The following is a 21,275-nucleotide window of genomic DNA, read 5'->3' on the forward strand; positions in this document are numbered from 1 at the left end:
CGCCTTGCCGAAGCCGCCGCGCTGGCCGGCCGCGCGGCGCTGGCGCGCGCCGGCCGTCGAATACGCGTCGAGCTTGCGCACGACGGTTTCGAAATCCTCGTACGAGTAGTGCATCAGCTTGCCGGACAGCCGCTGAGCGGCGCCGTCGAACACGAGGCGTTCGTGCACGAGATCGTCCGAGAAGCGCGCGGCGCCGCGCCGGAACAGGCGCGGGATCCAGTCCGGATACCAGCCGCTGTGATGGATCCACTGGCCGCAGAAGCTGGACAGCCGGTCGACCGCATAGACCTGCGCGGCCGGCGCGCGGATCGTGTCGCGGATCGACTGCGCGAGCTCGGGGGTGACGACTTCGTCGGTATCGAGGGACAGGATCCAGTCGGTGTCGAGCGCGTCGAGCGCGCGGTTCTTCTGCGGGCCGAAGCCCGGCCAGTCGCGCTCGACGATCACGCGCGCACCGTGCGCCTGCGCGATCGCGACGGTATCGTCGGTGCTGCCGCCGTCGATGACGACGACGTCGTCGGCGAACGACAGTGCGGCCAGGCACTGCGCGAGCCGCGCGGACGCGTTGAGGGCGATGAGGGCGACGCCGAGGGAGGGTTCAGCCATGAAATCGTCGGAACAGGCGGAGAAAACGGTGAGCGGCAGTATACCCGCGGCCCGGCCGCCGCCCGTATCGGCCATGACCGAGCCGGCCGGGGCGGTGCGGCTATAATGTTGAGCCCTTTTCGGCACCCGCCCGACAGGGCGACATTCCGGGCGGCCACGTCCGGGCGCCGCTTCGCGGCTCAAGAAGGATTGCCTTGGAAACCCAGAACACTCTTCGCAAACCGATGGACGGCACGGGCACCTCGCCCGTGACGGTCCTCAAGCGCCTGTGGCCGTACATCCGGCCGCTGATCGGCATCGTGGTGCTCGCCGTGATGACGATGGGCGTCGTCGCGGCCACCGAGGCCGGTATCCCGGCGCTGCTCAAGCCGCTGCTCGACCACGGCTTCGGCTCGCACGGCAGCGACCGCGCGAAATGGTACGTGCCGATGGCCGTGATCGGGCTCGCGCTCGTGCGCGGCGTGTCGCAGTACGCGTCGAATTACCTGCTCAACTACGTGTCGAACCGCATCCTGCTGCAACTGCGGCTCGAGATGTTCCAGCGGATGCTGCACACGGGCGCGTCGTTCTTCCAGCGCGAGACGGCGAGCACGGTGATCAACGCGATCGTGTTCGAGGTCAACCAGATCCTGTCGGTGCTGACCGGCGTGATGGTCACGCTCGTGCGCGATTCGCTGACGGTGATCTTCCTGCTCGGCTACCTGTTCTACCTGAACTGGCGGCTCACGCTGATCGTCGCGGTGATCCTGCCGGGCATCGGCTGGCTCGTCAGCAAGATCAACCGCCGCCTGCGCCGCCTGAACCGCGAGCACCAGACGCTGACCAACGAGCTGTCGTACATCGTCGAGGAGACGGTCGGCGGCTACAAGGTCGTCAAGGTGCACAACGGCGAAGCGTACGAGATGGACCGCTTCACGCAGATGAGCAAGCGCCTGCGCGGCTACGCGATGCGCATGACGATCTCCGGCGGCCTCGCGCAGCCGCTCACGCAGTTCCTCGCGTCGATCGCGCTCGCGGTCGTGATCACGATCGCGGTGGTGCAGTCGTCGAACGACCAGACGACGGTCGGCGGCTTCGTCGCGTTCGTCACGTCGATGCTGCTGGTGATCTCGCCGCTCAAGCACCTGATCGACGTCAACCAGCCGCTGCAGCGCGGGATGACGGCCGCCGAGCTGATCTTCGGGCTGATCGACGAACCGGCCGAGCCGCAGGGCGGCGGCCGGCCGCTGGCCCAGGCGCGCGGCGACATCGAGTTCCGCAACGTGACGTTCGACTACGGCGCGGCCGAGCGGCCGACGCTCGACCGCATCTCGTTCAAGGTCGCACCCGGTGAAATGATCGCGCTCGCGGGCCCGTCCGGCAGCGGCAAGACGACGCTCGTCAACCTGCTGCCGCGCTTCTTCGACCCGACCGACGGCGCGATCCTGGTCGACGGCGTGCCGGTTGCCGACTACGACCTCCACGCGTTGCGCGGCCAGATGGCGATGGTCAGCCAGGACGTCGTGCTGTTCAACGACACGATCGCCGCGAACGTCGCATACGGGCAGACGCCCGACCGCGCGCGCGTGCAGGCCGCGCTCGAGGCCGCGAACCTCGCCGATGCGGTCGCCGCGATGCCCGACGGGCTCGACACGCTCGTCGGCGGCAACGGGATGCGGCTGTCCGGCGGCCAGCGCCAGCGGCTCGCGATCGCGCGTGCGATCTACAAGGACGCGCCGATCCTGATCCTCGACGAAGCGACGTCGGCGCTCGACTCGGAATCGGAGCGCCACGTGCAGGCCGCGCTCGAGCGGCTGATGGAAGGCCGCACGACGCTCGTGATCGCGCACCGGCTGTCGACGATCGAGCGCGCGGACCGCATTCTCGTGCTCGAGGCCGGCAAGATCGTCGAGGAGGGCAGCCACGACGAATTGCTGCGCCACGGCGGCCTCTACGCGCACCTGCACCGGATCCAGTACCAGCAGCAGGCGGCGTAACGCGCGGTCATATGCGAGGTCATGTGGCCCCGCGATACCGTGTGCTAGTCTTCATCGGGCAGTCCGGGTGGTTTCGTTCGACGTGACAACACGGAGGGAAGGCACGATGAAGAAGATGCACGGGATGATGCTGGCTGCGTTGATCGCGGCGGGTTTCGCCGCGCCGGCCGCGATGGCGCAGGACCACGACAACCACGACGACCAGGGCGGCCACGGCATGCAGCGCGGCCACGGCCCGAAACACATGCCGCCCGGCCAGATGCGCCATGAGGACGACGTGCCGCCGCGCTGGGCCGACCAGCCACGCCGCGAGTGGCACAAGGGCGACCGGCTTCCGCCCGAGTTCCGCGATCGCCAGTACGTGATCGACGACTGGCGCGGCTATCGCCTGAGCCCGCCGCCGCGCGGCTATCAATGGGTCGGCGTCGGCGGGGATCACCTGCTGGTGCAGATCGGTTCCGGCATCGTGCTGCGGATCGGCGACTGACCTGGCCGACGGCCCGGCACGGATCGCGATGCCGCGATGCGCGCCGGGCAACCGGATCAACGCGTCACTTTGCCGCCGCGTGGCGGAACCAGCGGCGCTCGATTTTCGACATCACCCAGCACACGCCCAGCGCACACACGGTGCCGAGCGTCACTTCGCCGAGCCGCATCAGCGGAATGTCCCACAGCGGGCCGTTGCCCGGAAACAGCAGCACGATCGTCGCGGTCACGCCGCCGAGCCGTGCCGCGCTGCCGACGTTCAGACACCAGCAGCAGACGATCACGACCGCGACGGTAATCGCATACGCGACGAGGCGGTCGCCGCCGAGCGCCGCGCCGGCGAAGCCGAGCACGCCGCCGACCATCGCGCCGATGAACTGGTCGCGCGACAGCGACATCGTGTCCGAGTAGTTGTGCTGGGTCACGGCGATCGCGGTGATCGCCGACCACACGGCCTGCTCGGTGTGCAGCGCGCGGCCGATCACGTACGCGAGGCTTGCGCCGCACACGGCCTGCAGCGCCATCAGCCCGCCTTGCGCGAGCCGCTCGCTGAATGACAGCCCCTTCAACAGATCGAAGATCGACTGCTGGATCTGCTGGCGGGCTTCGTTGAGTGTCCTGATCGTATCCATCATGCGTTGGCCAAGAAGCGGGTAACGGCGGCGCGTCGGTGTCAGCGCGCCTGTTCGGGCGAGGCGGCGGCCGGTTCGTCGGCGGCCGCGTCACCGTTCGCGACGCGCGTTTCGGGCATCACGAGCCAGACCAGCAGCACCGCGAGCGCACCGGCGCCCGCGAGCCCGAAGAAGCTCACGGTGTTGCCGAAGTGATCGGCGACGTAGCCGGCCGCGGCCGTGCTGAGTGTCGCGCCGATCCCGGCCGCGAGCCCGAAGAGCCCGATGCACAGGTTGTAGCGGCCCTTGCCGCCCGCGACGTCGGCCGCGATCAGCGGCAGCATCACGCCGAATACGGCCGCGCTGATGCCGTCGAGCATCTGTACCGGTACCAGCAGGTACGGGCTGCTCACGCCGGCGAACAGCAGCGCGCGCACCGGCAGCGCCGAGAACCCGAGCAGCAGGATCGGCCGGCGCCCCCAGCGTTGCGCGGTGCGGCCGACCCACGGCGACAGCATCGCGACGATCGCCTGCGGCACGATGATGCACGCGGCGATCACGAGCTGCACGTTTTCGCCCATCCCGGCCGTGACTTCGCCGGCCGCGAGGTTCAGCATCGCCGCGTTCGACAGGTGGAACAGCACGACGCACGCCGCGAAGATCAGCATCCGGCGGTCGCGCAGCAGTTCGAGCAGCGTTTCACGTTCGCCGGCTTCGTCGCGATCGTCGGGCTTCGACGACTGCGGGATCACCTCGTGCGTCGGCTGGATCATCGCGAGTGCGAACAGCGCGGGCAGCGCGAGCACGGCGGTCAGCCAGAACACCGCGCGTGCGGAGAAGTACTCGCCGGTGAGCCCCATCAGGCCCGCCGCGACCGCGCTGCCGATCGACGCCCAGCGCGCGTTGCGGCCGAGCCGGTCGCCGAGGTCGGCGCGGCCGACGAGCGAGAACGAGATCGCGGCCATGGCCGGCACGAGCATGCAGCTCGCGAAGCCGTGGAACACCTCGGCGGCGATCACCGGCACGATCGTCGGGCTCGACGCGAGCAGCACCGCGGACAGGATGATGGCCGCGATCGCCCATGCGGCCGCGCCTTTCTTGTTCTTCAGCGCATCGACGGCCGCGCCGCCCGGCACCTGGCTGACCATTGCGCTGATCGTGCCGATCGACAGCACCATCCCGATCTCGCCCTGCGTCCACTTGTGCGACGCGAGGTAGGACGCGATGAACGGACCGAACCCTGTTTGAACGTTTGCAACGAAGAAGTTGAGCCAGTCGAGGGACCGGAGACTGCGTGCGCTGACGGAATGCTTGATCGTCATCGGGTCGCGCTCGCAGACGAAGCCGGTGCCGGGGCAACGGGCGGGAAAACCGCGACGATCGGCTTGTCGGCCGCGTAGGGCGGCGACGCCTTGATCTGTGCGTCGTTCAGGTCGAGCTGCGGATGCAGCGCCTTGTCGCGCGTGACGAAGCGCAGCGCGCCCCAGCTCGCGGCGATCGAACGGCGGTCGGTATTGACGAGGCCGCCGAGGTCGAGCACGACCGCCTGCGGCTGCGATGCGCGGTCGATCAGCACGTCGACGATACGGCCGATCTTCGTGCCGTTCGGGCGCTCGACGTCGCTGTCGAGCATCGGCAGCCGCGTCGCGGGCGAGGCGGCTGCCGAACCGGACAGCGGCACGGCCTTGGGCCGCGCGGCCGGCGGCAGGTCGCCCGACGGCACGTCGAGCACGATCGGCTCCTGTTTGCCGCCCGGCGTGAAGCGGAACACGTTCCACGGGAAGACGACCTTGCGGTCGCCCACGCCCATGAAGCCCTGCAGGTTCACGATCATCTCGCGCGGCTTGCCGCTCGCGTCGGTCACCATGTCGACCGCGCGGCCGATCACCTTGCCGTTGCGGCGCGCCACTTCGCTGTCGAGCAGTGCATGGATCTGGGTGCGGTCGAGCGGGCGCGTCGCGACGATCGGCGGTGGCGGAGGCGGCGGCGGTGTCGGCGATTCGGGGCGCTGCACGGGCTTCGGCCGCGTGACTTCGCGGTGCGGCTTCTTCGGCGCTTCCGGTTCCTCCGGGTGCGTCGGCGCCGGCACGGGCGGCATCGTCAGCGGTTCGCCGGCGGTTTCCTCGACGGGCTCGACGAGCGCCTCGCTGATCGGCGCGGGCGGATTCTGCACCGGCAGCAGCCCGCAGCCGGACAGCAGCGCGGCGGCGGCGAGGATCAGGAAGACCGTCGAGGACGGCAACGACTTGCTGCGGGATGCGGGAAACGGAAGTCCGCCGCTCATTGACACTCACTCCATGGGTCGGGGGCGGCCCGAGGGCACGCGGCTGGCGATGGATGGCGGGTGCGGGCGGCGCACCACGCGAGGTGAGATTTTAACGTGTCTTGCTTTCAGGACCGATTTCGATGGCTGGCTGGAGGCGGACTGTCGGGAAAAGGAAGGGATCGCGGGGTGGGGAAGGGGGGGATGCCGGCTTCGGCTTCGGCTTCGGCTTCGGCTAAGGCTAAGGCTAAGGCTAAGGCTAAGGCTAAGGCTAAGGCTAAGGCTAAGGCTAAGGCTAAGGCTAAGGCTAAGGCTAAGGCTAAGGCTAAGGCTAAGGCTAAGGCTAAGGCTAAGGCTAAGGAGGCCAAGGCCAAGGCCAAGGCCAAGGCGCCCGATCGTCTGCGACGATGCGGGCGCCGTGCCGACCTGCCGCTTACTTGACCAGCGCGCCGAGCGTCGTCGTCACGGGGGCGAGCACGCCGGCGCCCGTTTTCGAGAGCGCACCGGTGCCGCTGCCGCCCGTCAGCCCCGCGACGGGCGAGCCGCCAGCTGCGCCCGACACCGCTCCCGTCACGGTGCCGACCGCCGACGTGAGCGCACCGGCCGGATTGCTGCCACCCGTTGCGCCGCCGAGTGCGCCCGTCGACAAGAGCCCCGTGACCGGCGCGAGCGGGCTCGTCGTGGCGCCGCCACCGCCCAGCAGCGCCGTGCCGGCGGTGGCCACAGTGTTGCCGGTCGCGGTGACGACGTTGCCGATGCCGGTCGTCACCGGATTCCCGCCGGTTTTCGCGATCGTCGTGCCGGCGTTCGCGACGCCGTTGCCGACCGTCGTCACGAGGTTCGTGAGCGGTGCGCCGAGCGGCGTGCTCGACGCGACGGTCTGCGTGACCGACCCGACCTGCGTCGTGATCGGCGTGATCGCCGAGCTGGCGGCGCCCGTGACCTGCGCGACGGGACCGGTCGACAACTGCGTGCCGAGCGTTGCGCCGCCGCCTGCGATCGTATTGCCGAGCATCGTGACCGCGCCGCCGACCGGCGATGTGACGGGCGCGAGCGGCGCCAGCGCCGAACCGCTGGCGCCGAGACTCGACACGACGCCGCCGGTCGCCGCGACCGCGTCGCCGAGGTTCGTGACCACGCCGCCGGTGCTCGCGACCGTCGTGCCGACCGGGTTCGGCGATGCGCCGAGCTGGCCGAGCCCCGAGCCGAGGCCGGTGCCGAGCGTCGTGACGGCCGCGCCGGCATCCTGCACGACCGTGCCGAGACCTTGCGTGGTCGACGCATTGGTGCCGGGCAGCGACTGGCCGGCGATCGTCGTGCCGACGCTCGATACCGCGCCGCCCGCGGCCGTCACGATGTTGCTCGACGAGCCGATCGTCTGGCCGAGCGCATTGGTGGATGCGCCGCTGCCCGCCGAGCCGGTGGCCGAGCCGCTGCCGCTGCCCGTGCTGCCGACGGTCGAGCCGCTGCCGGAACCGCTGCCCGAGCCGTTGCTCGTGCCGCCGGTCGTGGCCGTCGTGTCGCCCGAGCCCGATCCTGCGCCGCCGGTGCCCTGGCTCAGCGAGCCGGAGCCGCCGCAAGCGGACAGCGACACCAGCGCTGCGACGCCAGCCGTGATCATAATCATTCGGAGTCCTGCCTGATGGGTGGTAGGCGTATCCATGTCGTCCTCGTATTCGTTGGAGAGTGGGGTCAGGCGGCCTTCGCGTGCGTCAATGTGTCGCTGCGATGGGGAAGCGGCTGGCGCATCGTTGGTTGTCTCCCTGATTGACCTGTCGCCGTGTCGCGTTTTCGCCCGTACCGGAATCTGGAACATCTGTCGGGCGAGCGGTTTGCATTCTTTCGTCTTGCTTGCCGATCGCACCGGAAAACATCGGATTCCTGGCGATCAGGGTAGGTCTGCCGGCGCGAGACGTCTTTTAAGCAACGTTAAATTGAAGTAAGCGTCCGATTCACTGCCGAAATCGGGGTAATCACCGTCGACGTGGCGGAAATCGTGTGAGTCGGTGCCGGTGGCGCGGATGTCGCGCGATGGCGGAAGAGGATGCGCAGGCGAGGCGGAGGGAGCGGGGCGGCGCCGGCCTCGCCCGCCGTGGCGGCGGGCAGGCGCGGGCGCTGCGCGAGGGGCGTGATGCCGGAAACTCAGGCTTCCGGGTACCACGCGTCGGTGAATTCGCTGACCTTGACGTCGGACAGTTCCGGCCGTGCGGCCAGCCAGCCGCGCACGAGCTCGCGGTCGGCGTCGGTCGTCGTGCCGCGCGGTGCACCGGAAATCACGTAAGCGCCGATGCCTTCGTCCGCCGACGCGACGGTCAGCAGCCCGTTCGCTTCGACGAAGTCGATGAACGCGTCGATCAGTTCGCCGCGCTCGAGGTCGGTCATTTCGTTGCGGTAATGCGCGGTGGCGTTGAACGCGAGTTCCTGGAATTCGCCGATGTGGAGTTTCTTGCGCTGGCGGCGGTTGTGGCCTTGGCTCATGGTGTGTGGTGAATGCGAAAAGGGTAGGGTGAAAGGGCGGCGGCGGGTGCCGGCGCGACATGCGCGGGCGGCCCGGGCGCCGCATCGAAGCGCCGCGCGGCGATGCCGGCGGCGGATGGACGGAACGTTACATCAGCACGATATCGTACTGCTCCTGGCTCAGGTTCGATTCGACCTGCAGCGACACCGGCTTGCCGATGAAGTCGATCAGCATGGCGAGATGCTGCGACTCCTCGTCGAGGAACAGGTCGATCACCTGCTGCGCGGCGATCACGCGGAATTCGCGCGGGTTGAACTGCCGCGACTCGCGCAGGATCTCGCGCAGGATGTCGTAGCACACGGTGCGCGACGTCTTCACCTGGCCCTTGCCCTGGCAGGTCGGGCACGGCTCGCACAGCACGTGCGCGAGCGATTCGCGCGTGCGCTTGCGCGTCATCTCGACGAGCCCGAGCTGCGAGAAGCCGTTGACCGTCACGCGCGTGCGGTCGCGCGACAGCGCCTTCTTCAACTCGGACAGCACCGCGTCGCGATGCTCGGCGTTCTCCATGTCGATGAAGTCGATGATGATGATCCCGCCGAGGTTGCGCAGCCGCAGCTGCCGCGCGATCGTATGTGCGGCCTCGAGGTTGGTCTTGAAGATCGTGTCGTCGAAGTTGCGCGCGCCGACGTAGCCGCCCGTGTTCACGTCGATCGTCGTCATCGCCTCGGTCTGGTCGATCATCAGGTAACCGCCCGACTTCAGGTCGACGCGGCGCGACAGCGCACGCTGGATCTCTGTCTCGATGTTGTACAGGTCGAACAGCGGACGCTCGCCCGTGTAGTGGTGCAGCTTCGGGCTCACGGCCGGCGTGAATTCGCCCGCGAATTCCGAGAGGCGCTGGTACGTCTCGCGCGAATCGACCTGGATGCGCGTCGTGTCGTCGTTCGCGAAATCGCGCAGCACGCGCTGCGCGAGATCGAGATCCTGGTACAGCAGGCTCGTCGCCGGCAGCCGCTGTGCCTGGGCGACGATCGTCGCCCACGTCTTGCGCAGGTACGTGACGTCGCCGGCGAGCTCGTCGGAGGTGGCATCCTCGGCGATCGTGCGCACGATGTAGCCGCCTTTCTCGTCCGGCGGGATCACGGCCGTCAGGCGCGCGCGCACGGCCTCGCGCTCGGCCTCGCTCTCGATCTTCTGCGAGATGCCGATATGCGGCTCCTGCGGCAGGTAGACGAGCGTGCGGCCCGCGATGCTGACCTGCGTCGACAGCCGCGCGCCTTTCGTGCCGATCGGATCCTTGATCACCTGCACCATCAGCGTCTGGCCTTCGAACACGATCTTCTCGATCGGCTGGTGCGGCGTGCCCGACTGCGGCTCGCCCGCGAGGCGCGGATGCCAGATGTCGGCGACGTGCAGGAACGCCGCGCGTTCGAGGCCGATGTCGATGAACGCCGACTGCATGCCGGGCAGCACGCGCACGACCTTGCCGAGATAGATGTTGCCGACCCGCCCGCGCGACAGCGTGCGCTCGACGTGAAGCTCCTGCACCGCGCCTTGCTGGACGAGTGCGACCCGCGTTTCCTGCGGCGTGAGGTTGATCAGGATTTCTTCGTTCATGGTGGGTTCAGAAGGCGACGCGCGCGGTGCGTAGCAGCGCGGCAGTCTCAAAAAGGGGCAGACCCATGATACCTGAATGGGAACCGTCGATTCGCTCGATGAACTCGGCGGCGCGCCCCTGGATCGCGTACGCGCCGGCCTTGCCGAACGGCTCGCCCGATTCGACGTAGCGCGCGTACGCGTCGCGCGACGCGGCCGCGAAGCGCACCGACGAGCGCGACAGCGCGGGCGGCAGCAGTTCGCCGTCGGCATCGATCACGGCGACGGCGGTCAGCACCGCATGTTCGCGGCCCGCGAGGCGCGTCAGCATCGCGAGCGCGTCGTCGGCGTCGGCCGGCTTGCCGAGGATCGCGCCGTCAATCGTGACGGTCGTATCGGCGACCAGCACCGGCGAGGCCGGCTTGCCGCTCGCGACGAGGCGTGCACGCGCTGCCTCGGCCTTGGCGATGGTCACGCGCCGCACGTAGGCATCGGCGGCTTCGCCGGGCAGTTCGGCCTCGAGCGCCTCGGCGTCCTCGTCCGGGCGCGGCAGCAGCAGCTCGAAGCGTACGCCGATCTGTTGCAGCAGCTCCTGGCGGCGCGGGCTTTGCGAAGCGAGGTAAAGGATCGGGAAAAGCGCGGGGGGCGTGCTGGACGGCATGGTGTCGTTATCTCGGTGTGCGCGCGCGGCGCGCGTCTCGAGGACGACACGTCATGCGCGGTGGTAGGGGTGATTCTGCGTGATGCTCCACGCCCGGTAAAGCTGTTCGGCGAGCAGCACGCGCACCATTCCGTGCGGCAGCGTCATGCTCGAGATGCGCAGCAGCGTGTCGGCACGCGCTTTCAGTTCGGGATCGAGCCCGTCGGCACCGCCGATCACGAACGCGACGTCGCGGCCGTCCTGCTGCCAGCCGGGCAGCGCCTGCGCGAGCTGCATCGTGGTCCAGTCGCGGCCGCGCTCGTCGAGCGCGACGAGGCGCGCGCCCTTCGGCAACGCGGCCTCGATCTTCTGCCGCTCGGCCGCCATCACGCTTTCGGCGCTGCGACCACCCGAACGCAGTTCGGGCTTGATCTCGCGCAACTCGATGCGCAGCTCGGGCGGCATCCGCTTCGTGTATTCGTCGAAGCCGGATGCGATCCAGCCCGGCATCTTGTGGCCGACCGCAAGGATGAAAAGCTTCATCGGGAGATGCGTAACGACGCGGGGCTCAACGGCGGCGGGCGGCCGTCTTGCGCGCGGGGCGCGCGGGCGCGGCTTCCTCTTCGTCCTCGTCGCCTTCGCTGGCCTGGGCGAAGCCGTTCCCCTTGCCGCTGCCGAGCTTCATCCGTACGGGCTTGTCGCCCCAGATTTCCTCGAGGTTGTAGTACTGGCGCAGGGCCGGTTGCAGGATGTGCACGATCGCGTCGCCGCAGTCGACGAGCACCCATTCGCCGGTGTCTTCGCCTTCGGAGCTGACGATGTCGCCGCCGGCTTCCTTGACCTTGTCACGCACGCTCGACGCGAGCGCCTTGGTCTGGCGGTTGGAGGTGCCCGAAGCGACGACCACGCGGTCGAACAGTTCGGTCAGGTGGCTGGTGTTGAACACCTTGATGTCTTGCGCCTTGACGTCTTCGAGGGCGTCGACGATCACGCGCTGCAGTTTGCGAATATCCATGGATTCAGGAATGGTAGAGGCGATGTTGAAGAATATAGGCCCATACGGCGGCCGGCACATGTTCGGCCGACGCGTCGGGCATTTGCGCATGGCGTGCGATGCATTCGCGCAGGTGCGCGCGGATGTCGGTCGCGGCAATGTCGAACGAAAGGGTCGTATCGATCAGCAAGTGGCCTGCCTGCGTGGCCTTCAGCACGTCGGCGCCGGCCTGCCGCGCGGCGATTTCCTGCGCGACCTCCGGCGGCGCCGCGCCGAGGTCGAACCCCGGGCGCGTCGACACGCAGATGTGCGCGTAGTCGAACAGCGTGCGCCAGTCGCGCCACGTGTCGAGGCGTACGAGCTGGTCGGCGCCGATCAGCAGCGACAGCGACGCGTCCGGGCCGATCCGCTCGCGCCAGCGCGCGAGCGTCTCGACCGTGTAGGTCGGGCCGGTGTGCTCGATCTCGTCGGTGGCGACGGTCACGGTCACGCCCGGCACGGACAGCGAGCCGGCGGCCGCGCGCGTCATCGCGAGCCGATGCTCGGCGGCCGACACGTCGCGCTTCTGGTACGGCTGCCCGGCGGGCAGCAGCACGAGTTCGGTCAGGCCGAGCAGTTCGGCGAACCGGCGCGCGAGCGCGAGATGGCCGTCGTGGATCGGGTCGAAAGTGCCGCCCAGCAAGCCGATACGACGCGGCAGCGGGGCGGGGCGGGCGGTGGTGTCCAGAAACGCGTCCTTGTCTTGAATCAGGGTCAGACCCAGTCACGCGGCACGAGGAAGTCGCTGTACAGGCGCGCCTCCGGCGAACCCGGCTCGGGCTGCCAGTTGTAGCGCCAGTTCGCGACCGGCGGCATCGACATCAGGATCGACTCGGTCCGGCCGCCGCTTTGCAGGCCGAACAGCGTGCCACGGTCGAACACGAGGTTGAATTCGACATAGCGGCCGCGGCGGTACGCCTGGAAGTCGCGCTCGCGCTCGCCATACGGCAGCTCGGCGCGCCGTTCAACGATCGGCAGGTAGGCCTGCAGGAACGCGTCGCCGACGCTTTGCATCATGTCAAACGAGCGTTCGAAACCGGGCTCCGAGAAATCGTCGAAGAAGATCCCGCCGATGCCGCGCATCTCGTTGCGGTGCTTCAGGAAGAAATATTCGTCGCACCATTTCTTGAAGCGCGGGTAGAGCTCGACGCCGAACGGATCGAGCGCATCCTTGCAGGTCTGGTGGAAATGCCGGGCGTCGTCCTCGAAACCGTAAACCGGTGTCAGATCCATGCCGCCGCCGAACCAGAACACGGGCTCCTCGCCCGGTTTCGTCGCGATCAGCATCCGAATGTTCATGTGTACGGTCGGGCAGTACGGATTGCGCGGGTGCAGCACCAGCGACACGCCGAGCGCCTCGAAGCCGCGGCCCGCGAGCTGCGGGCGCGCCGCGCTCGCCGACGGCGGCAGCGCATCGCCCGCGACGTCGGAAAAGCCGATTCCCGCCCGTTCGAACACGCGGCCGCCTTCGAGAATCCGCGTGCAGCCGCCGCCGCGCAGGCGTTCGGCTGGCCCGCGCTGCCATGCGTCGGTCGCGAGCGGCGTGCCGTCGAGCGCGCCGAGCGCGTCGGCGATGCGTGTCTGCAGGCCCTGGAGGTACGTGCGCACGCGCGCCACGTCGTAGGTCGAATCGGTCATGTCTGGACTGGGTGCCCCCGCCCGAAGCGGGGGCCGTAAAAAAGGCCTCTGCCGGGCATTCTAACGAACCCCGGCAGAGAGGCCGCCGCCGCGCGTGGGCGGGGCGGCGATTGCAACGTCAGGCGCTCTTGCGGTTGAGCGCGCGGAAGCCGATGTCGCGGCGGTACTGCATGCCTTCGAAATTGATCTGGTTGATCGTCTCGTACGCATGCTGCTGCGCTTCGCGCACCGAATCGGCGAGGCCGACCACGCACAGCACGCGGCCGCCGGACGTCGTCAGCTTGTCGCCGTCGAGCGTCGTGCCCGCATGGAACGTGACGGCCTGTTCGGTCTCGGCCGGGATCCCGTTGATGCGGTCGCCCTTGCGCGGCGCGTCCGGATAGCCGTGCGCGGCCAGCACGACGCCCAGCGCGGTGCGGCGGTCCCAGTCGAGCTCGACCGTGTCGAGCGTGCCCGCGATCGCCTGCTCGACGACCTTCGAGAAATCGCTCTTCAGGCGCGCCATGATCGGCTGCGTTTCCGGGTCGCCCATCCGGCAGTTGAACTCGAGCGTGCGCGGATTGCCTTCCTTGTCGATCATCAGGCCCGCATACAGGAAGCCCGTGAAGCGGATGCCGTCCTTCTCCATCCCGCGCACGGTCGGCATGATGATCTCGCGCATCACGCGTGCGTGCATCTGCGGCGTGACGATCGGCGCGGGCGAATACGCACCCATGCCGCCGGTGTTCGGGCCGCGGTCTTCATCCAGCAGGCGCTTGTGGTCCTGGCTGGACGCCAGCGCCAGCGCGTGCTTGCCGTCGACCATCACGATGAAGCTCGCTTCCTCGCCATCGAGGAATTCCTCGATCACGACGCGCGCGCCGGCATCGCCGAGCTTGTTGCCCGACAGCATCATGTCGACGGCTTCGTGCGCCTCTTCCGCCGTCATCGCGACGACGACACCCTTGCCGGCCGCGAGGCCGTCGGCCTTCACGACGATCGGCGCACCCTTCGCGTCGATGTACGCGTGCGCGGCGGCCACGTCGGAGAACGTTTCGTACTCGGCGGTCGGGATGCCGTGGCGCTTCATGAACGCCTTCGCGAAATCCTTCGAGCTCTCGAGTTGCGCGGCTTCGCGGGTCGGGCCGAAGACCTTCAGGCCGCGCGCGCGGAACAAGTTGACGATGCCGGCCGCGAGCGGTGCTTCCGGCCCGACGAGCGTGAACGCGACGCCTTCGCGTTCCGCGAAATCGGCGAGTTCGTCGAGCGCCGTGATGTCGACGTTCTTCAGGCGCTCGTCCTGCGCCGTGCCGCCATTGCCGGGCGCGACGTAGACCATCTGGACGCGCGGCGACTGCGCGAGCTTCCACGCCAGCGCATGTTCGCGGCCGCCGGAACCGACGACGAGTAGTTTCATGGGATTCCCCGCAGACTAGAAAACAGGGCGGCCGGCACGCTCAGGCGCGCCGGCCGCGGATTCGGTCGGGCCGCCGCCGCGACAGGAACACGGCGGCCGGCACATCATTCCTCGACGATGACGGCGTTCGTATACACGTCCTGCACGTCGTCGAGGTTCTCGAGCGCGTCGAGGAGCTTCTGCATCTTCGCCGCGTCGTCGCCGGTGAATTCGACTTCGTTCTGCGGCTTCATCGTCACTTCGGCGAGCTCGGCCTTGAAGCCGCCGGCTTCGAGCGCGTCCTTCACCGCCGAGAATGCCTGCCAGTCGCACAGCACTTCGATCGAGCCGTCGTCGTTCGTGTTCACGTCGTTCGCGCCGGCTTCGAGCGCGGCTTCCATCAGCGCGTCTTCCGACGTGCCCGGTGCGAACAGGAACTGGCCGACGTGATCGAACATGAACGCGACCGAGCCGTCGGTGCCCATGTTGCCGCCGAACTTCGAGAACGCATGGCGGACTTCCGCGACCGTGCGGGTGCGGTTGTCGGTCAGCGTGTCGACGATGATCGCCGCGCCGCTGATGCCGTAGCCTTCGTAGCGGATTTCCTCGTAGTTCGCGCCATCCGCGCCGCCGACGCCGCGATCGATCGCGCGCTTGACGTTGTCCTTCGGCATGTTCGCGTCGGCCGCCTTGTCGACCGCGAGACGCAGGCGCGGGTTCGAGTTGACGTCACCGCCGCCGAGGCGCGCCGCGACCTGGATTTCCTTGATCAGGCGGGTCCAGATCTTGCCGCGCTTCGCGTCGGCCGCTGCCTTCTTATGCTTGATGTTGGCCCATTTCGAATGACCAGCCATACCTTTCTCCGTGCCCGGGCGCACAGCGCGGGCGATTGTTTCAATGTGTCGTTGAATCGGCGGCCGTTTCGGCGGGCATGAAGCCGCGGGGCCGCGCGTGTCGAGTGGATCGAGATTTTATCACGCGGCGACCGCCGGATCGGGGCCGCCGCGCATGGCCGGACGGCCAGGCGGGCCGTCGCGAGCCGGGCCGCGCGCCACGCGGCCGTACGGGGGCTCAGTTCTTGGTGCCGAACAGGCGGTCGCCCGCGTCGCCGAGGCCCGGCACGATGTACGCGTGCTCGTTCAGGTGGGAATCGAGCGACGCGACGAACAGCTTCACGTCCGGGTGCGCGTCCTGGAACACCTGCACGCCTTCGGGGGCGGCGACCAGCGCGACGAACATGATGTTCGCGGCCGGCACGTTGCGGCGCTTCAGCACGTCGACCGCGTGCACGGCCGAGTAGCCGGTCGCGACCATCGGGTCGCACAGGATGAAGATGCGGTCTTCCAGATCCGGCAGGCGCACCAGGTATTCGACCGGGCGGTGATCCTCGGCGCGGTACACGCCGATGTGGCCGACGCGGGCGGACGGAACCAGGTCGAGCAGGCCGTCCGACATCCCGATGCCCGCGCGCAGCACCGGCACGATCGCCAGCTTCTTGCCCGCGATCACCGGCGCGTCGACCTCGACGAGCGGGGTTTCGACCCGCTTGGTCGTGATCGGCAGGTTGCGGGTGATCTCGTAGCCCATCAGCAGCGTGATTTCGCGCAGCAGCTCGCGGAACGTGCGCGTGGACGTGTCCTTGTCGCGCATGTGCGTGAGCTTGTGCTGGATCAGCGGGTGATCGGTGATGAAGAGATTCGGGAAACGGCTGTCCTGTTTCATGACGGGGGGCGCCTTGGCGGCAAAAGAGGATCGGGGGCGGTGGCGGGCGCAAGCCGGCCGCGCGCTTATGTCGGCAATTTTACCAAGGCGCGCCACATGATCCGGATAATATCGACGTCTCACGACAATCCGCGCGCCCGCGCCCGCCCGATTGCCCGCCTGACCCGTCCGGGGTCCATGCGCCGGGCGACGGGGCCGAGCCGGCGCGTGTCGCCACCAAGGAATCGACGATGGATCTCGGCATCGAAGGAAAGACCGCGCTGGTGTGCGCGGCAAGCAAGGGGCTCGGTCGCGGCTGCGCGGAAGCGCTGGCCGCCGAGGGCGTGAACCTCGTGATCGTCGCGCGCACGCGCGACACGCTGGAGGAAACCGCGGAGGAGATCCGGGCCGGCGCGAACGTGTCGGTGACCGCGGTCGCCTGCGACATCACGACGCCGGACGGGCGCGCGGCCGCGCTCGCCGCGTGCCCGCAGCCGGACATTCTCGTGACGAATGCCGGCGGCCCGCCGCCCGGCGACTTCCGCGACTTCTCGCACGACGACTGGATCCGCGCGCTCGAATCGAACATGCTGACGCCGATCGAGCTGATCCGCGCGACCGTCGACGGGATGATCGGCCGCGGCTTCGGCCGGATCGTCAACATCACCAGTTCGGCCGTGAAGGCGCCGATCGACGTGCTCGCGCTGTCGAACGGCGCGCGCTCGGGGCTGACCGGCTTCGTCGCGGGGCTGTCGCGCAAGGTCGCGGGGCAGGGCGTGACGATCAACAACCTGCTGCCGGGCCTGTTCGACACCGACCGGATCGCGACCACGCTCGCCGCGTCGGCGAAGGCGCAGGGCGTGAGCGTCGACGAGATGCGCGCGCGGCGCACGAAGGACATCCCGGCCGGCCGCCTCGGCACACGTGCGGAATTCGGCGCGGCGTGCGCGTTCCTGTGCAGCGTGCACGCCGGCTACATCACCGGGCAGAACTGGCTGCTCGACGGCGGCGCGTATCCGGGTACGTTCTGACCCGCGCTTTTCGATTCACGACGACAACACGACAACCGAACGACGAAGGAAACGGAGATGAGCAAACCCCGCATCGCATTGATTGCGCACGACGCGAAGAAGGACGAGATCGTCGCGCTCGCGGGCGAATTCCGCGCGACGCTCGCGCAATGCCGGCTGGTGGCGACCGGCACGACCGGCGGTCGCATCGCGGACGCGCACGGGCTCGAGGTCGAGCGCAAGCTGTCGGGGCCGCTCGGCGGCGACCTGCAGATCGGTGCGGAACTGGCCGACGGCCGCATCGACATCGTCGTGTTCCTGCGCGACCCGATGACCGCGCAGCCGCACGACCCCGACATCACCGCGCTCGTGCGCGCCTGCGACGTGCACGACGTGCCGGTCGCGACCAACGTCGCCACCGCGCGGATGCTGCTCGACGATCTGGCGCGCAACATGCAGGACGTTTGCTAAGGGCCGCCCGCGCCCGATTGCCCCTGCTGGCGTCAGGGCCATGCGCGGATGGCCGCGGCGCGCGAGAATCGTACGTCGCGACGCGCGCCTGCTGCCCCGTTCCCGCATGAACCGGCCGGCTCCGCGGATCGGCGACCCGGATTTTTCCCTGACAGAATCAGAAACGAGGAGCGAAACGATGCCGAAAGCAATCCGATACGACCAGCCGGGCGGCCCGGACGTGATGAAGTGGGTCGATGTCGAGGTCGGCGAACCGAAGGCGGGCGAAGTCCGCATCCGGCAGCACGCGGTCGGCCTCAACTACATCGACGTCTATTTCCGTACCGGCCTTTACCCGCAAGCGCTGCCGGGCGGTCTCGGGATGGAGGCGGCAGGCGAGGTGACGGCCGTCGGCGAAGGCGTGACCACGTTCAAGGCGGGTGACCGCGTCGCGTACGTCGGACAGCCGCCGGGCGCATACGCGCAGGAACGCGTGATGCCGGCCGAGCGGCTCGTGAAGCTGCCGGACGGCATCAGCTACGACGACGCGGCGTCGGTGATGCTGCAGGGCCTGACCGCGCACTACCTGCTGCGCCGCACGTATCCGGTGAAGGCCGGCGACACGATCCTGATCCACGCGGCGGCCGGCGGCGTCGGCCTGCTCGTGTGCCAGTGGGCGAAGGCGCTCGGCGCGACCGTGATCGGCACGGTCGGCTCCGACGAGAAAGCCGCGCTCGCGAAGGCGCACGGTTGCGACCATCCGATCGTCTACACGCGCGAGAACTTCACGCAGCGTGTGAAGGAGATCACGAACGGCGCAGGCGTGCCGGTCGTCTACGACTCGATCGGCAAGGACACCTACATCGGCTCGCTCGATTGCCTCGCGCCGCTCGGCTATTTCGTCAGCTTCGGCAACGCGTCGGGCCCGCTGCCGCCGATCGACTCGAAGGAATTCTCGTCGCGCGGCTCGCTGTTCTTTACACGCCCCACGCTGTTCTCGTACATCGCGAAGCGCGCCGATCTCGAAGCCGCGGCCGCCGAGCTGTTCGACGTGCTGCTGTCGGGCAAGGTGAAGACGAGCATCAACCAGCGCTACCCGCTCGCGGAAGTCGGCCGCGCGCACGCCGATCTCGAAGCGCGCAAGACCACCGGCTCGACGATCCTCGTTCCCTGACCGGTCTCTCCGTGCCGGCGCCATGCCGGCACGCGCTTGTCCGGGCGGCGCCACGGCGCCGTCCGTCCCGCCTCCCGGTTCCTGCCGTCCTTCCCCGAATTCCACGTTTACGCGTTTTTTATACGTGCCCCGATACCTTTGACCCGTCCTTTACGTGCGTTCCCATAAGGTTCTAGTCGTCTGATTTCGACGATGGAGAACAGAAAAATGGATGGGGTATTTATCGGCGCACTGGTGCTCTTCACCGCGCTGATCCTCGGTTTGATTGCCGGTTGCGACAAGCTCGTGCAATACGGTCGCGGGGGGCGAGCATGACCTGGATGCTTTGGCTGGCGGGCGCCTCGACGGCCCTGCTGTTCGCGTATCTCGTCTTTGCGCTGCTGCGCGCGGAGGACATCGAATGAACGCGAACAATCTATTTCAGACGCTGCTCTTCATCGTCGTGCTGCTGGCGGCGGCCGTGCCGGTCGCCCGCTATCTGTCCGCGGTGATGGACGGCAGTTCGCGCGTCGTGCGCGCGTTCGGGCCGCTCGAGCGCGCGCTGTACCGCATCGCCGGCGTCGATGCCGGCAGCGAGATGAACTGGAAGCAGTACGCGATCGCGACGATCGCATTCAACGCGCTCGGCGCGCTGTTCCTCTACGGCCTGCTGCGCCTGCAGGGCTTCCTGCCCGGCAACCCGCAGCAGTTCGGCGCGATGACGGTCGACGGCGCGTTCAACACGGCCGTCAGCTTCGTCACCAACACGAACTGGCAGGACTACACGCCGGAGCAGACCGTCAGCTACCTGACGCAGATGCTCGGCCTGACCGTGCAGAACTTCCTGTCGGCGGCAACCGGCATCGTCGTCGTGATCGCGCTGATCCGCGGTTTCGCACGTCATACCGCGCAGACGATCGGCAACTTCTGGGTCGACCTGACGCGCGTGACGATGTACGTGCTCGTGCCGATGTCGGTGATCATCGCCGCGCTGCTGATGAGCCAGGGCGTGATCCAGAACATGAAGTCGTACCAGGACGTGCCGGTGCTGCAGACGAGCACCTATGCGGCGCCGAAGCTGGACGCGCAGGGCAATCCGGTGAAGGACGACAAGGGCAACCCGGTGACGGTGCCGACCCCGCTCACGAAGCAGACGCTTGCAATGGGCCCGGTCGCGTCGCAGGAAGCGATCAAGATGCTCGGCACCAACGGCGGCGGCTTCTTCAACGCGAACTCCGCGCACCCGTACGAGAACCCGACGCCGTTCGCGAACTTCATCCAGATCTTCGCGATCCTGATCATCCCGGCCGCGTTGTGCCTCGTGTTCGGCCGCATGATCGGCGACCGCCGGCAGGGCATCGCCGTGCTCGCGGCGATGACGGTCGCGTTCGTGATCGCGATCGGCTTCGAGGTGAGCGCCGAGCAGGGCGGCAACCCGACGCTCGCCGCGCTGCACGTCGACCAGTCGGCGAGCGCACTGCAGCCTGGCGGCAACATGGAAGGCAAGGAAACGCGCTTCGGCATCGCGCAGACCGGCATCTTCACGGTCGCGACGACGGCCGCGTCGTGCGGCGCGGTCGACACGATGCACGATTCGCTGACGCCGCTCGGCGGCCTCGTGCCGTTGCTGCTGATGCAACTGGGCGAAGTGATCTACGGCGGGGTCGGCTCGGGTCTCTACGGGATGCTCGTGTTCGCGCTGCTCGCGGTGTTCGTTGCCGGCCTGATGATCGGCCGCACGCCGGAATACGTCGGCAAGAAGATCGAGTCGTACGAGATGAAGATGGTGTCGATCGTCGTGCTGCTCACGCCTCTGCTGGTGCTGGTCGGCACGTCGATCGCCGTGCTCGCCGATGCGGGCAAGGCCGGCATCGCGAACCCGGGGCCGCACGGCTTCTCGGAAATCCTGTATGCGTTCAGCTCGGCCGCCAACAACAACGGCAGCGCGTTCGCGGGCCTGACGGTCGGCACGCCGTTCTATAACTGGACGACCGCGATCGCGATGTGGTTCGGCCGCTTCGGCACGATCGTACCGGTGCTGGCGATCGCCGGCTCGCTCGCCGCGAAGAAGCGCATCGCGGCGACGAGCGGCACGCTGCCGACGCACGGTCCGCTGTTCGTCGTGCTGCTGCTCGGCACCGTGCTGCTGGTGGGCGCGCTGACCTACGTGCCGGCGCTTGCGCTCGGCCCGGGCGTCGAGCACCTGATGATGTGGCTGGGCGCGTGATGCGCGCCCGCATGGCGACACATTGAAAAGACTGAAGAGATTGAAGAGATCG

The 21,275-nt window shown here is 68.4% G+C and carries 24 protein-coding genes; 9 read left to right on the forward strand and 15 right to left on the reverse strand.

What is annotated here, in order from left to right:
- Nucleotides 1-606, reverse strand: a 606-nt coding sequence (locus tag F3J15_RS30605; protein WP_166895932.1) for a glycosyltransferase family 2 protein, incomplete at its 3' end; no start/stop codon positions are given.
- Between the two features lie 224 nt (nucleotides 607-830).
- Between F3J15_RS30605 and msbA the strand changes: the two genes are divergently transcribed.
- Together msbA and F3J15_RS30615 are read left to right on the forward strand one after the other, a co-directional pair.
- Nucleotides 831-2,582 carry a lipid A export permease/ATP-binding protein MsbA gene (msbA, locus tag F3J15_RS30610; protein WP_069248513.1) on the forward strand — a complete coding sequence of 584 codons (1,752 nt, stop codon included), beginning with the start codon at nucleotides 831-833 and terminating at the stop codon, nucleotides 2,580-2,582.
- Between the two features lie 106 nt (nucleotides 2,583-2,688).
- Nucleotides 2,689-3,069, forward strand: a complete 381-nt coding sequence (locus tag F3J15_RS30615) for an RcnB family protein (protein ID WP_166895934.1) — start codon at nucleotides 2,689-2,691, stop codon at nucleotides 3,067-3,069.
- A 64-nt stretch (nucleotides 3,070-3,133) separates the two neighbouring features.
- Here the strand turns inward: F3J15_RS30615 and F3J15_RS30620 are convergent, their stop codons facing one another.
- Genes F3J15_RS30620 through F3J15_RS30630 form a run of 3 tightly spaced genes read right to left on the reverse strand, consistent with a single transcriptional unit; the run spans nucleotide 3,134 to nucleotide 5,963 of the window.
- Complete coding sequence (locus tag F3J15_RS30620; RefSeq protein ID WP_166895950.1) at nucleotides 3,134-3,700, reverse strand: FUSC family protein; 567 nt, start codon at nucleotides 3,698-3,700, stop codon at nucleotides 3,134-3,136.
- 41 nt (nucleotides 3,701-3,741) lie between these two features.
- Nucleotides 3,742-5,001: an MFS transporter gene (locus F3J15_RS30625; protein ID WP_069248511.1), complete on the reverse strand. Its 1,260-nt coding sequence runs from the start codon at nucleotides 4,999-5,001 to the stop codon at nucleotides 3,742-3,744.
- Nucleotides 4,998-5,963 (reverse strand): PRC-barrel domain-containing protein, encoded by a 966-nt coding sequence (locus F3J15_RS30630; RefSeq protein ID WP_089446135.1) that lies wholly within the window; start codon nucleotides 5,961-5,963, stop codon nucleotides 4,998-5,000. Before F3J15_RS30630 ends, F3J15_RS30625 begins: the two co-directional genes overlap by 4 nt.
- A gap of 183 nt (nucleotides 5,964-6,146) precedes the next feature.
- Here F3J15_RS30630 and F3J15_RS30635 point away from each other — a divergent pair, with 183 nt between their 5' ends.
- Complete coding sequence (locus F3J15_RS30635; RefSeq protein WP_205191076.1) at nucleotides 6,147-6,383, forward strand: hypothetical protein; 237 nt, start codon at nucleotides 6,147-6,149, stop codon at nucleotides 6,381-6,383.
- Here the strand turns inward: F3J15_RS30635 and F3J15_RS30640 are convergent.
- The 11 genes from F3J15_RS30640 to upp all read right to left on the reverse strand — a co-directional run bounded on the left by F3J15_RS30640 (nucleotide 6,376) and on the right by upp (nucleotide 16,404).
- The gene (locus F3J15_RS30640) at nucleotides 6,376-7,605 is read right to left on the reverse strand and encodes a collagen-like triple helix repeat-containing protein (protein WP_166895936.1); all 1,230 of its coding nucleotides are present in this window, start codon (nucleotides 7,603-7,605) and stop codon (nucleotides 6,376-6,378) included. The two genes, F3J15_RS30635 and F3J15_RS30640, sit on opposite strands and share 8 nt — an antisense overlap.
- Before the next feature lie 479 nt (nucleotides 7,606-8,084).
- A complete protein-coding gene (locus F3J15_RS30645) occupies nucleotides 8,085-8,420 on the reverse strand; it encodes a 50S ribosome-binding protein YggL (protein ID WP_039370464.1) in 336 nt (111 codons plus the stop codon).
- Nucleotides 8,421-8,547: 127 nt separating this feature from the next.
- Nucleotides 8,548-10,017, reverse strand: coding sequence for a ribonuclease G (rng, locus tag F3J15_RS30650; protein WP_069248507.1), 1,470 nt, complete (start codon nucleotides 10,015-10,017; stop codon nucleotides 8,548-8,550).
- Nucleotides 10,018-10,024: 7 nt separating this feature from the next.
- Entirely contained in the window at nucleotides 10,025-10,657 is a 633-nt protein-coding gene (locus F3J15_RS30655) for a Maf family protein (RefSeq protein WP_069248506.1), read from the reverse strand.
- Between the two features lie 51 nt (nucleotides 10,658-10,708).
- The gene (gene rlmH / locus F3J15_RS30660) at nucleotides 10,709-11,179 is read right to left on the reverse strand and encodes a 23S rRNA (pseudouridine(1915)-N(3))-methyltransferase RlmH (RefSeq protein ID WP_011352746.1); all 471 of its coding nucleotides are present in this window, start codon (nucleotides 11,177-11,179) and stop codon (nucleotides 10,709-10,711) included.
- 25 nt (nucleotides 11,180-11,204) lie between these two features.
- On the reverse strand, nucleotides 11,205-11,651 hold the full coding sequence (gene rsfS / locus F3J15_RS30665) for a ribosome silencing factor (protein ID WP_069248505.1): 447 nt from the start codon (nucleotides 11,649-11,651) through the stop codon (nucleotides 11,205-11,207).
- A 4-nt stretch (nucleotides 11,652-11,655) separates the two neighbouring features.
- Nucleotides 11,656-12,387 (reverse strand): nicotinate-nucleotide adenylyltransferase, encoded by a 732-nt coding sequence (locus F3J15_RS30670; protein WP_166895952.1) that lies wholly within the window; start codon nucleotides 12,385-12,387, stop codon nucleotides 11,656-11,658.
- Nucleotides 12,384-13,307: an oxygen-dependent coproporphyrinogen oxidase gene (hemF, locus tag F3J15_RS30675; protein ID WP_166895938.1), complete on the reverse strand. Its 924-nt coding sequence runs from the start codon at nucleotides 13,305-13,307 to the stop codon at nucleotides 12,384-12,386. The genes F3J15_RS30670 and hemF overlap by 4 nt, the downstream gene beginning before the upstream one ends.
- A gap of 118 nt (nucleotides 13,308-13,425) precedes the next feature.
- Nucleotides 13,426-14,703, reverse strand: coding sequence for a phosphoribosylamine--glycine ligase (gene purD, locus F3J15_RS30680; RefSeq protein WP_166895940.1), 1,278 nt, complete (start codon nucleotides 14,701-14,703; stop codon nucleotides 13,426-13,428).
- 104 nt (nucleotides 14,704-14,807) lie between these two features.
- Nucleotides 14,808-15,536, reverse strand: coding sequence for a YebC/PmpR family DNA-binding transcriptional regulator (locus tag F3J15_RS30685; protein ID WP_011352741.1), 729 nt, complete (start codon nucleotides 15,534-15,536; stop codon nucleotides 14,808-14,810).
- Nucleotides 15,537-15,753: 217 nt separating this feature from the next.
- Entirely contained in the window at nucleotides 15,754-16,404 is a 651-nt protein-coding gene (upp, locus tag F3J15_RS30690) for a uracil phosphoribosyltransferase (protein WP_043188934.1), read from the reverse strand.
- 230 nt (nucleotides 16,405-16,634) lie between these two features.
- On the opposite strand from upp, the gene F3J15_RS30695 reads away from it, so the two are divergent.
- The 6 genes from F3J15_RS30695 (at nucleotide 16,635) to kdpA (ending at nucleotide 21,223) form a co-directional block, all read left to right on the forward strand.
- Nucleotides 16,635-17,414, forward strand: a complete 780-nt coding sequence (locus F3J15_RS30695; protein WP_069248501.1) for an SDR family oxidoreductase — start codon at nucleotides 16,635-16,637, stop codon at nucleotides 17,412-17,414.
- A 57-nt stretch (nucleotides 17,415-17,471) separates the two neighbouring features.
- Complete coding sequence (locus F3J15_RS30700) at nucleotides 17,472-17,864, forward strand: methylglyoxal synthase (RefSeq protein WP_011352738.1); 393 nt, start codon at nucleotides 17,472-17,474, stop codon at nucleotides 17,862-17,864.
- A 178-nt stretch (nucleotides 17,865-18,042) separates the two neighbouring features.
- Complete coding sequence (locus F3J15_RS30705) at nucleotides 18,043-19,017, forward strand: quinone oxidoreductase (RefSeq protein ID WP_166895942.1); 975 nt, start codon at nucleotides 18,043-18,045, stop codon at nucleotides 19,015-19,017.
- A 192-nt stretch (nucleotides 19,018-19,209) separates the two neighbouring features.
- Nucleotides 19,210-19,332, forward strand: a complete 123-nt coding sequence (locus F3J15_RS38160; protein ID WP_256093628.1) for a hypothetical protein — start codon at nucleotides 19,210-19,212, stop codon at nucleotides 19,330-19,332.
- A complete protein-coding gene (gene kdpF / locus F3J15_RS30710) occupies nucleotides 19,329-19,421 on the forward strand; it encodes a K(+)-transporting ATPase subunit F (RefSeq protein ID WP_006752209.1) in 93 nt (30 codons plus the stop codon). Before F3J15_RS38160 ends, kdpF begins: the two co-directional genes overlap by 4 nt.
- On the forward strand, nucleotides 19,418-21,223 hold the full coding sequence (kdpA, locus tag F3J15_RS30715; protein WP_166895944.1) for a potassium-transporting ATPase subunit KdpA: 1,806 nt from the start codon (nucleotides 19,418-19,420) through the stop codon (nucleotides 21,221-21,223). The genes kdpF and kdpA overlap by 4 nt, the downstream gene beginning before the upstream one ends.
- Nucleotides 21,224-21,275: the final 52 nt, after the last annotated feature.

It is taken from the genome of Burkholderia sp. Ap-955 (assembly GCF_011753045.1).
Taxonomy (GTDB): Bacteria; Pseudomonadota; Gammaproteobacteria; order Burkholderiales; family Burkholderiaceae; genus Burkholderia; species Burkholderia lata_D.

Coding starts and splice junctions, on each gene's coding strand:
- msbA (WP_069248513.1), top strand. CDS start 831: ATGGACGGCACGGGCACCTCGCCCGTGACGGTCCTCAAGCGCCTGTGG.
- F3J15_RS30615 (WP_166895934.1), top strand. CDS start 2,689: ATGAAGAAGATGCACGGGATGATGCTGGCTGCGTTGATCGCGGCGGGT.
- F3J15_RS30620 (WP_166895950.1), bottom strand. CDS start 3,700: ATGGATACGATCAGGACACTCAACGAAGCCCGCCAGCAGATCCAGCAG.
- F3J15_RS30625 (WP_069248511.1), bottom strand. CDS start 5,001: ATGACGATCAAGCATTCCGTCAGCGCACGCAGTCTCCGGTCCCTCGAC.
- F3J15_RS30630 (WP_089446135.1), bottom strand. CDS start 5,963: ATGAGCGGCGGACTTCCGTTTCCCGCATCCCGCAGCAAGTCGTTGCCG.
- F3J15_RS30635 (WP_205191076.1), top strand. CDS start 6,147: ATGCCGGCTTCGGCTTCGGCTTCGGCTTCGGCTAAGGCTAAGGCTAAG.
- F3J15_RS30640 (WP_166895936.1), bottom strand. CDS start 7,605: ATGGATACGCCTACCACCCATCAGGCAGGACTCCGAATGATTATGATC.
- F3J15_RS30645 (WP_039370464.1), bottom strand. CDS start 8,420: ATGAGCCAAGGCCACAACCGCCGCCAGCGCAAGAAACTCCACATCGGC.
- rng (WP_069248507.1), bottom strand. CDS start 10,017: ATGAACGAAGAAATCCTGATCAACCTCACGCCGCAGGAAACGCGGGTC.
- F3J15_RS30655 (WP_069248506.1), bottom strand. CDS start 10,657: ATGCCGTCCAGCACGCCCCCCGCGCTTTTCCCGATCCTTTACCTCGCT.
- rlmH (WP_011352746.1), bottom strand. CDS start 11,179: ATGAAGCTTTTCATCCTTGCGGTCGGCCACAAGATGCCGGGCTGGATC.
- rsfS (WP_069248505.1), bottom strand. CDS start 11,651: ATGGATATTCGCAAACTGCAGCGCGTGATCGTCGACGCCCTCGAAGAC.
- hemF (WP_166895938.1), bottom strand. CDS start 13,307: ATGACCGATTCGACCTACGACGTGGCGCGCGTGCGCACGTACCTCCAG.
- purD (WP_166895940.1), bottom strand. CDS start 14,703: ATGAAACTACTCGTCGTCGGTTCCGGCGGCCGCGAACATGCGCTGGCG.
- F3J15_RS30685 (WP_011352741.1), bottom strand. CDS start 15,536: ATGGCTGGTCATTCGAAATGGGCCAACATCAAGCATAAGAAGGCAGCG.
- upp (WP_043188934.1), bottom strand. CDS start 16,404: ATGAAACAGGACAGCCGTTTCCCGAATCTCTTCATCACCGATCACCCG.
- F3J15_RS30695 (WP_069248501.1), top strand. CDS start 16,635: ATGGATCTCGGCATCGAAGGAAAGACCGCGCTGGTGTGCGCGGCAAGC.
- F3J15_RS30700 (WP_011352738.1), top strand. CDS start 17,472: ATGAGCAAACCCCGCATCGCATTGATTGCGCACGACGCGAAGAAGGAC.
- F3J15_RS30705 (WP_166895942.1), top strand. CDS start 18,043: ATGCCGAAAGCAATCCGATACGACCAGCCGGGCGGCCCGGACGTGATG.
- F3J15_RS38160 (WP_256093628.1), top strand. CDS start 19,210: ATGGAGAACAGAAAAATGGATGGGGTATTTATCGGCGCACTGGTGCTC.
- kdpF (WP_006752209.1), top strand. CDS start 19,329: ATGACCTGGATGCTTTGGCTGGCGGGCGCCTCGACGGCCCTGCTGTTC.
- kdpA (WP_166895944.1), top strand. CDS start 19,418: ATGAACGCGAACAATCTATTTCAGACGCTGCTCTTCATCGTCGTGCTG.